Genomic DNA, 12,572 nt, shown 5'->3' on the forward strand with positions numbered 1-12,572 from the left:
AACCTGCGAATTTACGTTAAACGTATAACGTAGAACGCATAACGTAAAACGATGCCTGCTCACTTTCTCTGCGCCATCATCGGCTTATGCATATCATAATACATCACCATGACGTCAAATTTACCTGCACCATTCTCGTGGGCAACGGTATGTACCGGTAGAAAAATGGCATTTCCGCTTTTATAATTAATCTGAAATGAGTACCAGGCCATCAGCCATTCGCCTGGCATCACAGAGTTGCTTCTTTTTACATTCACAGCAAGGAAAGTGGGGTTCACCATTTTAATTGAATCAATCAGTTTCCACCTCCCTCCATAATAAGTTTGAACAGCCGCTTTGCCAACAAGACTGTCTCCCGGTGCCGGATAATAAAATTTGATGTCGTCTGCCATTGCACTTGTGAACTGGTCCATATTTCCAACTGCAAAAGCTTTGATCGATTCTTCCAGCATTTTTGATTTTGAAGAATCTAATACATCCACCGGACCGTCACTTTCAGGCCGGGCAACAACCTCGTTGGTTTTTTCAGGCGTGCTTGTATTACAGCCTGCCATAATGATGAGCAAAAAAAACAGGGGCAAAACAATCTTCTTTTTCATTTTGAATGCATTTTTAGAAGTGAAAGAATAGTGCGCATTCGTCAAAGGGCAGGATGGGAGCGGAGGTGTATAGGCGAAGTACCTGTTAAAGGTAAAATTTTCCTGTGGTAGCCTGATAATCTTTTATTTCCACATTGTGCATTTGTTGTAATATCGCGGCAAAATTTTTCGTTATTAGCCCGGTGAATTTCAAAACCTGACCTTTTTGAATATCCAATACACTATGAATCAAAGCAAAGCACTCAGAGCGCTGGTATGTTCCGTACTCCTGGTCTCCGCAACTTCTATGATTATTTCCGGTTGTACGCGGACGAGAGCGGGTATCAACACAGAAAATGCAGAATCTGCAGTGGATAAAGATTCCATTGCAACAAATCCGGCAAAGGAACTGCCTGCTGCCCCGGCACCGGAATCGCTGAAAATTGCCAACGCAAAAGCCATCCTGGAAAGAAGACAAATTCCTATTCTTTGCTATCACCAGATCCGCGACTGGAAAGCAACTGACAGTAAAACTGCCAAACCTTATATTGTTCCGGTTGACGCTTTCAAAGCGCAGATGAAAGCCCTTGCTGATAGCGGCTATACCACCATTTTACCCGACCAGCTATTCTCTTACCTGGCTACGGGAACAGAAATTCCTGAAAAATCAGTTATGCTCACTTTTGATGATGGTGATGCCGACCAGGTGACTACTGGTCTTCCGGAATTAAACAAATACGGATTCAAAGCTGTGTATTTTATAATGACCGTTTCAATGGGGAGGTCGATTTACATGACCAAAGAACAGATCAGGGCTTTGTCTGATGCCGGACATGTGATAGGTTCGCATACCTGGGATCATAAAAACGTAAAGAAATTCGAAGATGCTGATTGGGCAACGCAGATAGAAAAGCCTTCGAAGCAGCTGGAAGAAATTACCGGCAAGCCCGTAAAATATTTCGCCTATCCTTTCGGGTTATGGAAACCTGAAGTAATTGCTCCGCTGAAGGAAAGAGGCATGGTGGCTGCTTTCCAGCTTTCCACTGCCCGTGATGAAAATGATCCGCTGCACACGATCCGCAGAATTATTGTACCGGGTACATGGAGCGGGGAAGCGTTGATTAAGAATATGAAGAGCTCTTTCAAATAGATGGGAGGCAGGAGTAGGGAGGCAGGAGAGTTAGAGTAAAGGATGCAGCGATAAGCTTTCGGGCTTGTAAGCTTTTTTGTTTTCGGATGCTTGTTAATTTACGCTCGGCTTTAAATCTCCTGACTGCAATCTCCTGCCTTCTGCCTCGACGACCTCTTTGTTACGCGAGATATTTTTTAAAAAAATCCAATGTCCTTTGCCATGCCAGCTTCGCAGCAACCTCATTATAGCGTGATGGCGCAGTATCATTATGAAATGCATGTTGCGCGCCTTCATACATATATAATTCATAAGTTTTACCGCCAGACTTTAACGCAGCCTCATAACCGGCAATTCCAGCATTCACACGTTCATCAAGAGATCCATAATGTAATTGTACCGCAGCCTTGATTTTAGGAACATCAGCAGCGTCAGGTTGCCTGCCATAAAATGCAACTGCCGCCTTAAGATCCGGCACGTTCACAGCAAGACTGTTTGCCATCGCTCCGCCCCAGCAAAAACCAACGCATCCGAAATTGCCGTTGCAGTCTTTTCGTGTTTTCAGATAAGGGAAAACGTTAATGAAATTCTGTAAACTGTTTTCCTGTTTGAGTTCCTGGAATTTTGTTCTGGCTTCATCTTCGTTGGCAGGAGTACCACCCAACGGAGCGAGCGCATTTGGAGCGATGGCGAGAAAACCCGCGTTGGCAACCCTTCTTGCAACATCTTCTATGTGTGCATTCAATCCGCGGTTCTCATGAATCACCACAACAGCCGCATATTTTTTTTCAGCTTTGGGCCTTGCTATATAGGCCTTCATCTCTGCAGGAACACCGGGATAAGTAATATATTCTGTGAACAGTTCCTGTGAAGATGTAACAGCTGCATGTGCCTGGTTCACTTCTATCATCGGAAGTATCGCCATTGCACCTGCAAGACTCCCTGTTATTTTTGTAAGCCTCCTTAAAAACTCTTCGCGGGTTAACGGCACATGAGTGTATTCGTCGTAAAGATTGATGATGTTCTGATCCATATTAGAAGTTTAATTAATACAGTAAAACGTAAAACGTAGAACGTTCAACGTTATACGTTCAACGTAGTTCCGGGAATTTCCTCAATGAGCCCATCACCATAGCAGGTTGCCGGCGTTTGAAATCCTGGCTTAAAATTTCCGTTTAAAATCTTTTTTGTGATGATCAATGTACCATGGGCAGTAAGCAAATAGGACTCTGCAGCTTCCATCCGTATAGTTACCTTTTCTCCTTTCGGATTTTTTACCTGTGCCCATACGAATGACTTTCCATTTCTCAGCATTTCATCATCAGGGCCGGGTGCACGTTTACTTATTTTTCTCCGGATGATATTTCGCACAAATTCAGTGCGCAATAGCCAGTTGAAAAACTGCTGGTATTTCATGGCATTGATCATTGACCTGGGGGCCGCGGCATAGGTTTCAATATTTGGAATTCCGGTTGAATACCATGCGGTGAAAACATCACCCCAGGAAATATTCATCACCTTGATTTTTTTAACACCAAAATCAACTTCCATCGTTGTCGAACCAAAGGGAATGGAAACAATCCGGCCATTCTCTCTCTTTGATGCTCCTTCGCCTAATTTTCCTGCCATCGTCAATGCTGTGCCATGGGATATCATACTTCCCAGGTTAGCGAAAGCAAGTTTTAATTCATTTGCATCTGGTAGTAGTTTTTTTGCTTTCAATGCGAGGCAGTCGGTAGGAATTACGTCAAAGCCCGCCCCAGGAAGAAGCATCACTTGTTTTTCCCGTGCCGCCTCGTGATAGCCATGAACGATTTCAAAACATTTGATATCTCCATTAATATCGATATAATGCTTCCCTAGTTTCAGACAGGCTTTTATCACAGGACGACAGGTATGAATGAACGGTCCGGCCGCAAGAAGCACCATGGGTACTTCAGCCAATGCAGCTTCAATGGAAGGTTTATCCTCCAAAGAAAAACAGAGATACCTGAATCCGGTTTGGGCCGAAAGTTCCTTTAAAGCCTGTTCATTTCTTCCGGCCAGGATCGGTGACAATTGATAATCAGAAGCCAGTCTTGCGATCAATTTTCCTGTATACCCGTTAGCTCCGTAAAGGAGAAATTCGTTACTGGCCATAGACTTAGATATTAGTAAGATATTTAATGTAGGCCATGCGCGGGGAAAACGGCCTGAAATCCTTACCTTTATTCAAATTTAATGTTATGACAAGTGAACAGATCGAGAAATTTTTGGAACCCAAACATCTTGACAAACATCCGGTGAAAATCAGTTTCAAGACGAGAAACTCGCTGAGCGGAATTTTTATCCATACCAATGACTATAATGATCTGAAGTCGAAGAATTTCTGGCGCGTGGTAAGTGAATCAAATATCAAGCAGTGGGAAAAGACTAAAGACTTCAATCTGGCGCGCATCTTCAATGGTGCGGAATTCACACGCCTTACAGAGCAATCAAGCAATAATTAAGCAATATAAAAAACCCCGGTCATACGGGGCTTTTTTATGAGTTGAAAGTATAAAGTTGAGAGTTGAAAGTCTGGAACAGCCAGACTTTCAACTTTTAACATTAAACCTCTGCTTCCATATAACTGCTCACAGGTTCACATGTACAAATCAGGTTTCTGTCGCCATGTGTATTATTAACCCTGGAAACGGAGGGCCAGAATTTGTTTTCGCGAACCCACTCCAGCGGAAAAGCTGCTTCTTCCCGACCATAAGGTTTGTTCCAGTCGTTAGAAATGATTACCTGCTGTGTATGCGGTGCATTTTTCAGAACATTATTTTTTCTGTCCGCGCGACCTTCTTCAATGGCACGAATTTCCTCCCTGATACCCAGCATCGCGTCGCAGAAACGATCAAGCTCTGCTTTGTCTTCACTCTCTGTGGGTTCAATCATGATCGTACCTGGTACAGGAAAGCTTAACGTTGGTGCATGAAAGCCGTAATCCATTAACCGTTTAGCTACATCTTCAGCTTCTACTTCAGCAGATTTTTTGAACGGCCGAAGATCAATGATGAATTCATGCGCACAGGTTCCGTGTGTGCCGAGATAAAGGATTTCATAATCCTTCTGCAATCGTGCGCGCATGTAGTTTGCATTCAGGATAGCATATTCAGTGGCCATGCGAACGCCATCATAACCCAGCATCCTGATATAACCATAGCTGATCAAAAGGATACTTGCACTTCCGTAATGAGCAGAGCTCACTGCCGTCTGACGTGTTCCGTTTAATGTATGATTTGTTTTTTCTTCAACATGTCCCGGCAGGAAAGGCGCGAGGTGTGCTTTTACACAGATTGGTCCCATACCAGGCCCCCCGCCACCGTGAGGGATAGCAAATGTTTTGTGCAGATTAAGATGACAAACATCAGCGCCGATCAGGCCCGGTGCAGTTAAACCCACCTGGGCATTCATATTCGCACCATCCATATATACCTGTCCGCCATTCTCATGAATGATGCGGGTGATGTCTTTTACAGTTTCTTCATAAACACCATACGTGCTTGGATAAGTGATCATGATACCGGCCAGTTCTTCTTTATATTGATTTGCTTTTGCTATCAGATCATTAACATCGATATAGCCATTCTCCAGGGCTTTCACCACCACCACTTTCATTCCAGCCATAACCGCTGATGCCGGATTGGTGCCGTGTGCTGAAATCGGGATCAGCATTACATTTCTATGATGTTCGCCGCGTGCTTCATGATAAGCGCGAATCGCAAGCAGGCCTGCATACTCACCCTGCGCACCGCTATTAGGCTGCAGGCTGCAGGCATCAAAAGCAGTTATCCTGCAGAGATAATCTGCCAGTTCGGTTACCACTCTTTTATATCCACGCGTTTGGTCAGCAGGCGCAAATGGATGAATCTTGCCCCAGTGTGACCAGCTCAGTGGAATCATCTCAGCCGCTGCATTCAATTTCATTGTGCAGCTTCCGAGCGATATCATTGAAGTGTTAAGTGAAAGATCCTTATTCTCCAGCGATTTCATGTACCTCATCATCTTGCTTTCGCTTTGCCATGTATGAAATACCGGGTGAGTGAGAAAAGGAGATGTACGTGTTAAGCCTGGGGGAATATGTTCAAGAGTTACGTCTTCATCAATTGAAAAACTTACCGGATCCTGGCTGTTATCAAAACAACGGATCAGGTCGAAAATATCTGAAGTTGTTGTTGTTTCATCAAGAGAAATGCCGATCTGACCAGGAGCAGGATAACGAAGATTCAACTGCAGCTCGGCCGATTTCTTTTTAATTGCATCGGTCATTGTTGTATTAACAGTGATCGTGTCAAAGAAATCCTGTGATACAAGACTGTAATCTTTATCGGCAAGCGCATCGGCTAGTGTCTGTGTCAGCAGCGCAACACGTTTTGCAATATTTTTCAATCCATCAGGTCCATGGTACACTGCGTACATCGCGGCCATGTTTGCAAGTAGGGCCTGTGCTGTACAAATATTTGAGGTTGCTTTTTCTCTCTTGATGTGCTGCTCGCGTGTCTGCAAAGCCATACGCAACGCACGTTTGCCGGTAGCATCGATACTCACACCGATGATACGACCAGGAATATTTCTTTTGAATTCTTCCTTAACCGCAAAGAAGGCAGCGTGTGGTCCGCCAAAACCGAGAGGAACTCCAAAACGTTGAGAGTTTCCACAAGCCGCATCCGCGCCTAACTCGCCGGGAGGTGTTAATAGTGTCAATGCAAGGAGATCAGTAGCCATTACTACAAATGCGCCTGCTGCATGAACACGATTAATAAATTCACGGTAATCAATAATGGCGCCCTTGTCATTCGGATACTGAACGATGGCGCCGCAATAGGTATGATCGATTTCCGCGTTATAATAATTTCCGATAACGATTTCGATGCCGATGGGAATTGCTCTGGTGATCAGGACATCGATTGTTTGCGGAAACACATTTTCATCGACAAAAAAACGATGACGTTCAATATGGTCATGTTTGTTGAGCATATTGAAGAACATGGCCATTGCCTCAGCAGCCGCAGTACCCTCATCCAGAAGAGAAGCGTTTGCAATAGGAAGAGCGGTAAGATCACTCACCATCGTCTGAAAATTCAAAAGGCTTTCCAACCGACCCTGGGCGATTTCCGCCTGGTAGGGGGTGTATTGGGTATACCAGCCTGGATTCTCAAAGAGATTGCGCTGAATAACTGCGGGGGTATGGGTGTCATAATAACCCTGACCGATATAATTTTTGAAAACCTTATTCTCAAGACTGATGTCCTTGATGTGTTCAAGATATCCTGCTTCGCTCATGGGAGGCGGGATGGGAAGATCGCCTTTCATCCGGATGGATGCTGGTACAGTTTTACCGGTCAGTTCGTCCAGGCTCGCTTCACCAATGGTGCGCAACATCTGGGCAGTTTCTGATGCTGTCGGGCCGATATGTCTTTTTTTGAATTCGTTCTTCTGCTGGTCGAAAAGATTCATATTCAATTTTATAATGATGTAGATCGATGGGTTTGTTCCGTGAATAAGTTGCAGCTTATTTCTGGCGAGTGCAAAGGTAAAACGCAGGAGTCAATAAAATGATATTTAAACACCAGCTAAAATGATCGTGGTTAGCATAGATGTTTCCTAAAGAAATCGCCTGCATTCTGAGTAAATTGCAACATGAATGAACAGGTACTGGTTAACTGGCAGAAGAAATCGGCCGAGAGGCAGAAAATTTATCAGCGTTTGCTCAACCGAGCCGATAAAAATGACGTGTTGAAAACCTTGCCTGACCTGCACGAAGAAGCCTTTGAAAAAGTCGATTGTCTCAGTTGTGCCAATTGCTGTAAAAATTATTCGCCCAGGTTCAAAACACCGGATATTAAGCGGATCAGTAAAATGATGAAGATGAAGGAAAGTGTTTTTATCGAGACCTACCTGAACCTGGATGAAGATGGCGATTATGTGGTTAAAACAAAACCTTGTCCCTTTCTGGGAGCCGATAATTATTGTTCTATTTACGAAGATCGTCCATCGGATTGCCGCCGGTTTCCTTATACTGATGAAGATGTAATCGTCAAACGCCAAAAGCTGACTTTAAAGAACAGTGAGTTTTGCCCGATAGTCTATTATGTGTTGGAAGGACTTAACGACAAGCTGGGGCGCTGATAACAATTGCATAAAACATTGAACTTAAAACGTAAAAGGTTGATGATTCGGAAAAAGCGAATAACGGTTTATTCCAATGGGATAGAACTTAAACAATCGGACCTAAAAATGTCTTCCCTTCTTCTTGTAAAATGTTTTTGAAAGCCGCAGGTTTTTTTAACAAGAAGGCAGGAAGGCAGGAAGAAATGTTACTCTAGACCTTGTCACAATGTTGAGATACTTACAAATCAGATCTAAAAAATGTCTTCCCTTCTTCTTGTAAAAATGTATTTGAGAAACCGCAGGTTTTATTAACAAGAAGACAGGAAGGCAGGAAGAAATGGTATACAAGGTTTTGTCGCAATGCTGAGAAAGGTACAAATCCGATCTAAAAAAATGTCTTCCCTTCTTCTTGTAAAAATGTATTTGAAAAACCGCAGGTTTTATTAACAGGAAGACAGGAAGGCAGGAAGAAACGGTATACAAGGTTTTGCCGCAATGCTGAGAAAGGTACAAATCGGCTCAAAAAAATGTCTTCCCTCCTTCTTGTAAAAATGTATTTCAAAACCGCAGGTTTTATTAACAGGAAGACAGGAAGGCAGGAAGAAACGGTTTACAAGGTTTTGTCGCAATGCTGAGAAAGGTACAAATCGGATCAAAAAAATGTCTTCCCTCCTTCTTGTAAAAATGTATTTGAGAAACCGCAGGTTTTATTAAAAGGAAGACAGGAAGGCAGGAAGAAATGGTATACAAGGTTTTGTCGCAATGCTGAGAAAGGTACAAATCGGATCAAAAAAATGTCTTCCCGCCTTCTTGTAAAAAATGTATTTCAAAACCGCAGGTTTTATTAACAAGAAGACAGGAAGGCAGGAAGAAACGGTATACAAGGTTTTGCCGCAATGCTGAGAAAGGTACAAATCCGATCTAAAAAATGTCTTCCCGCCTTCTTGTAAAAAATGTATTTCAAAACCGCAGGTTTTATTAACAAGAAGACAGGAAGGCAGGAAGAAATGGTATACAAGGTCTTGTCGCAATGTTGAGAAAGGTACAAATCCGATCTAAAAAAATGTCTTCCCGCCTTCTTGTAAAAAATGTATTTCAAAACCGCAGGTTTTATTAACAAGAAGACAGGAAGGCAGGAAGAAACGGTATACAAGGTTTTGCCGCAATGCTGAGAAAAAGGTACAAATCCGATCTAAAAAATGTCTTCCCTTCTTCTTGTAAAAAATGTATTTGAAAACCGAAGGTTCCACTGCAACGGAAGCCTAATTATTGGCTTTGATCGTTGAATTCTCAAGTCCTTTAGGAAGCTCACCGTTTTCTGCCTGCCGCATCTCGTCACTGGTTTGTCGCGACCCATCGTGGCTCCAGCCGGGCGGACCGAATAGATAACCCAACTTCTCCCTTATCCCAAGATCCTTTCTTTTCAGATCCTGTGCGATGGCCTGCCACTCATGAAATATTACTTTTCCGGGATTTGGTTTCTCCAACGGTTTTGTAAGGCCATATTTTATCGGCTGATATTCCTGTTCCGGAAGCTCTGCCTGGAATGTGCCAAAAATTTTGTCCCAGATGATCAGGAACATCCCCATGTTTTTGTCGAGGTACAAGGGGTTAGACGCATGGTGCACGCGGTGATGCGATGGTGTCACCAGGAAATGCTCCAGGAAGCCCATTTTTTTGATGAGTTCCGTATGTACAAAAATGCCCCAGATCTGTGTTGCTGAATAAACGAACATCATATCCAGCGGATGAAAGCCAACAAATGCAAGTGGAATAAAATAGAGAAACCTGTACAACGGTTGAAATACGGATGAGCGGAATCCGACAGTAAAATTCAGGTGATCTGAAGAATGATGGGTAACATGTACTGCCCAGAAAAAACGGATCTCATGATCAAAGCGATGCAACCAGTAATACATGAAGTCTTCCGCCAGCAGCAAAGCGATCCAATACAGCAGCACTGTTTCAATTTCCATCAGGCGATGTTCCCAGCAATAAGCCAGAACACCGAGATAAAAGCCGCGCATAAGCAGGTCCAGCAAACTGTTCATCAGCATCAGAAAAACATTGGTGAATGTATCCCTGAAACTGTACAGCTTTTTGGGCCGGTAATGGCTCAACAACAACTCCAGACCAATGATGATCATGTATACCGGCGTGCTTATCAGAAGCAGTATTTGTTCACGTAGTGATTCCATGAAGTGCCAAAAATATTAAAAAACAAATTTATAGTTCACAATAACGGACGAACGGAGAGAAAAGTACGGGGGAAGATCATAGTTGATCGTTCTTAGTTCATAGTTAGAACAGCCGGTTCATGGTTCATAGGATGGTTCAGTTGAACAGCCGGCTTAATTTGAGTTGTCAGTTGACGGTGGTCAATTGTCAGACCTGGTGTATCTACTGGCTAATCACAGCCAGTTGTCAGGCTTTCATTTTTTTTGATTTTAAAGACTACTACCTATTCATCAGGATAATGGCTTATGTTCTGACAACTGACAACAGACAAGTAACAACTATCTTTGCCTTTCCCCATGTTGACATCACGATTACGAAAACACGCGGCATTCGATTCTTTTAAATTTCCTGAATTCAGGAATTATATTCTGTCCCGCTTCTTTTTCATTTTCGTTTTGAATATGCAGGCCACGCTGATCAGCTGGACGGTTTATGATCTCACTAAAGATCCGTTCAGCATCGGATTGGTGGGTTTGGTTGAATTTTTCCCGGCATTTATCACGGCTTTTTTCTCAGGTTATATCATTGATAAGAATGATAAACGAAAGATGCTTTTGTTGAGCATTGCAGGAAATGCCTTGCTGACCATCTCACTCTGTTTCGTCACCAGCAATTTTGCAGCACAGCTGATGCATAAGCATGCGGTGCTTATGGTGATTTATGGGATAGTATTTTGTACAGGCATCGTGAGGGTTTTTGCCGGGCCGACCTCGTTTGCACTGGTGAGTCTGCTGGTGCCGAGGGAATATTTGCCCAATGCTATCACCTGGCATAGCGGCATGTGGCAGGTGGCTGCGGTTTCGGGTCCGGCACTGGCGGGTATACTTTACGGTACGGTTGGTATTACCTACACTTTTTACCTCATGATTTTTTTTATGATAATAGCGGTAACCGGCGCTTCTTTGATAAAACCAAAACCATTTGTGTCCGCCCGGCAACAGGAACCGATGTGGCAAAGCATCAAACAAGGCTTTCGGTTTATATGGCATTCCAAGGAAGTGTTGGGAGCTATGAGTCTGGATCTGTTTGCCGTTTTCTTCGGTGGTGCGACGGCGTTACTTCCCTATTTCGCAGATGTTATACTGAAAACAGGTCCGCAAGGCCTGGGTATGTTAAGATCAGCGCCGGCTCTGGGCGGGGTGTGTATCCTGTTGCTGATGACTTTCAGACCCCTGAAACGAAACCAGGGGCGTAACATGTTGTTCTGCGTTTTCGGATTCGGTCTTTGTATTATCCTTTTTGGCCTATCGAAATATTTTTATTTGTCACTGGTCGCACTGTTTTTTTCCGGCGTACTCGATGGAATCAGTGTTATCGTCAGATCTACGATTCTCCAGCTAAAAACGCCTGACGATATGCGCGGTAGAGTAGCTTCTCTGAACAGTATGTTTATCATGTCGTCAAATGAACTCGGGGCGTTCGAAAGCGGAACAGCGGCCAAATTGTTCGGAGTAGTACCTGGCGTAATTTTCGGTGGTGCGATGACGATAGCTGTCGCTGTTACGACGTGGTTTAAGGCACCGGGATTGAGGAAACTGGAATATTAGGCAAGTAGGCAGGAGTAGGGAGGCAGGAGGGCTGGCGTAGAGTGGGATAGTAACAGGCATTAAATTCGAAAATGTTTCTTTAAGATAATAATTTGAACCTCCCGGATTCGTGGATAAAAGGAGAATGGTCAGAATCTACATTCAATAGAAAGAATGAAATTTTTTTGCCAGACCTTAGATAGGAAATAATCAACAAAGCGGGAAATAAGTTCAGATAATTTTTAGAGATTAACAGCTTCACATCAGGGAGCTTGATACTAACTCCTAATTTCTAAATCTTCTGCCTCTTTACTCCTCCTCCCCACTACCTCATGGCAGTGCCACATAATGCTGCCCCGGTCCCCATTTATGCCCGAGCGCATTAATCACTGTTTGCAGATGCTTTTCATTCCCTAAAAAATCAGCGTGTTCTGCATCGATAATCAAAGTGGTGATATTGTGCTGACGGATATAATGCGTGTAGGTTTGCTGAATATTGAAAAGATATTCGTTGCTGATATTCTTTTCGTATGACCTGTTTCTTTTTTTTATGTTTTCTTTCAGCTTATTCACCGGTGCATGTAAATAAAGAAGAATATCCGGTTGAATCAATTGCTGATAAATGATATCGAACAATCGTTGATACAATCTGAATTCATCCTCCGGCAAATTCAGTTTTGCAAAAAGGAGACATTTGGTGAAAAGGTAATCGGAAATAGTAACCTGCTGAAAAAGATCCTTCTGCTGAAGCAGATCTTTCTGCTGTTTGAATCTTTCTGCCATGAAAAACAGCTCGAGAGGAAAAGCATACTGGCCCGGGTTCTCATAGAATTTTGACAGAAAAGGATTGTCTGCAAACTCTTCCAGGATCAATCTCGCGTTAAAGTGTCGGGACAACAGATGGGCTAAAGTCGTTTTGCCAGCACCGATATTGCCTTCAATCGTGATGAAGTGATAGTCCATATC

At 43.3% G+C, this 12,572-nt stretch carries 10 protein-coding genes; 4 read left to right on the top strand and 6 right to left on the bottom strand.

Annotated elements, in window-relative coordinates; genetic code table 11:
- Positions 1-59 precede the first annotated feature (59 nt).
- Positions 60-599 (bottom strand): nuclear transport factor 2 family protein, encoded by a 540-nt coding sequence (locus P2W82_RS18420; RefSeq protein ID WP_336517399.1) that lies wholly within the window; start codon positions 597-599, stop codon positions 60-62.
- Positions 600-822: 223 nt separating this feature from the next.
- Here P2W82_RS18420 and P2W82_RS18425 point away from each other — a divergent pair, with 223 nt between their 5' ends.
- Positions 823-1,728 carry a polysaccharide deacetylase family protein gene (locus tag P2W82_RS18425; protein ID WP_336517400.1) on the top strand — a complete coding sequence of 302 codons (906 nt, stop codon included), beginning with the start codon at positions 823-825 and terminating at the stop codon, positions 1,726-1,728.
- Positions 1,729-1,888: 160 nt separating this feature from the next.
- Here P2W82_RS18425 and P2W82_RS18430 read toward each other — a convergent pair whose 3' ends face one another.
- Complete coding sequence (locus P2W82_RS18430) at positions 1,889-2,740, bottom strand: dienelactone hydrolase family protein (protein ID WP_336517401.1); 852 nt, start codon at positions 2,738-2,740, stop codon at positions 1,889-1,891.
- A gap of 50 nt (positions 2,741-2,790) precedes the next feature.
- Positions 2,791-3,846, bottom strand: coding sequence for a saccharopine dehydrogenase family protein (locus P2W82_RS18435; protein ID WP_336517402.1), 1,056 nt, complete (start codon positions 3,844-3,846; stop codon positions 2,791-2,793).
- Positions 3,847-3,932: 86 nt separating this feature from the next.
- Here P2W82_RS18435 and P2W82_RS18440 point away from each other — a divergent pair, with 86 nt between their 5' ends.
- Positions 3,933-4,196, top strand: a complete 264-nt coding sequence (locus P2W82_RS18440; protein ID WP_336517403.1) for a short-chain dehydrogenase — start codon at positions 3,933-3,935, stop codon at positions 4,194-4,196.
- A gap of 100 nt (positions 4,197-4,296) precedes the next feature.
- Here P2W82_RS18440 and gcvP read toward each other — a convergent pair whose 3' ends face one another.
- The gene (gcvP, locus tag P2W82_RS18445) at positions 4,297-7,188 is read right to left on the bottom strand and encodes an aminomethyl-transferring glycine dehydrogenase (RefSeq protein ID WP_336517404.1); all 2,892 of its coding nucleotides are present in this window, start codon (positions 7,186-7,188) and stop codon (positions 4,297-4,299) included.
- A 183-nt stretch (positions 7,189-7,371) separates the two neighbouring features.
- Here gcvP and P2W82_RS18450 point away from each other — a divergent pair, with 183 nt between their 5' ends.
- Positions 7,372-7,860: a YkgJ family cysteine cluster protein gene (locus tag P2W82_RS18450; protein WP_336517405.1), complete on the top strand. Its 489-nt coding sequence runs from the start codon at positions 7,372-7,374 to the stop codon at positions 7,858-7,860.
- Positions 7,861-9,104: 1,244 nt separating this feature from the next.
- Here the strand turns inward: P2W82_RS18450 and P2W82_RS18455 are convergent.
- Positions 9,105-10,040 (bottom strand): sterol desaturase family protein, encoded by a 936-nt coding sequence (locus tag P2W82_RS18455; protein WP_336517406.1) that lies wholly within the window; start codon positions 10,038-10,040, stop codon positions 9,105-9,107.
- Between the two features lie 336 nt (positions 10,041-10,376).
- Here P2W82_RS18455 and P2W82_RS18460 point away from each other — a divergent pair, with 336 nt between their 5' ends.
- Positions 10,377-11,627, top strand: coding sequence for an MFS transporter (locus P2W82_RS18460; RefSeq protein WP_336517407.1), 1,251 nt, complete (start codon positions 10,377-10,379; stop codon positions 11,625-11,627).
- Positions 11,628-11,936: 309 nt separating this feature from the next.
- Here the strand turns inward: P2W82_RS18460 and P2W82_RS18465 are convergent, their stop codons facing one another.
- Positions 11,937-12,569, bottom strand: a complete 633-nt coding sequence (locus tag P2W82_RS18465; protein WP_336517408.1) for a deoxynucleoside kinase — start codon at positions 12,567-12,569, stop codon at positions 11,937-11,939.
- Between the last annotated feature and the right edge of the window lie 3 nt (positions 12,570-12,572).

The sequence above is a fragment of the Pollutibacter soli genome (assembly GCA_029269725.1).
GTDB classification, from domain to species: Bacteria; Bacteroidota; Bacteroidia; order Chitinophagales; family Chitinophagaceae; genus Pollutibacter; species Pollutibacter soli.